The sequence below is a fragment of the Mesorhizobium sp. M8A.F.Ca.ET.218.01.1.1 genome, from assembly GCF_004791165.1.
Lineage (GTDB): Bacteria > Pseudomonadota > Alphaproteobacteria > Rhizobiales > Rhizobiaceae > Mesorhizobium.
In genome coordinates, this window is the sequence record NZ_SRUZ01000142.1 from 1 (window position 1) to 318 (window position 318).

Here is a 318-nt window from a genome sequence, read left to right on the forward strand (position 1 = left end):
ATCCTGGCCGGCAGGACTGATGCGGGTTCGCCGCTCTTCGGTAACCTGCTCGAACTCGACACGATCGCTGCCGTCATCATCGGCGGGGCAAGCTTCCTGGGCGGACGCGGACATCTCGGCAACGCCCTGATCGGCGCACTGATGATCGGTGTCATCCGCAACTCGCTGAACCTGCTCAACGTCAACATCTTCTTCCAGCTGATCGTCATTGGCGTGGTCATCGTGATCGCTGTCGAAGGCGACGTCCTTCGAAATTACCTCGAAGGGCGAGTTCGCGTGATGCAGGCGGGGAAGCACTCATGAACGATAAGTCCGCTA

At 59.4% G+C, this 318-nt stretch carries 1 pseudogene; it reads left to right on the plus strand.

Features of this window, described 5'->3' with window-relative positions:
* Nucleotides 1–303, plus strand: a pseudogene (locus EN861_RS34750) (ABC transporter permease); the annotation flags it as partial.
* Nucleotides 304–318: the final 15 nt, after the last annotated feature.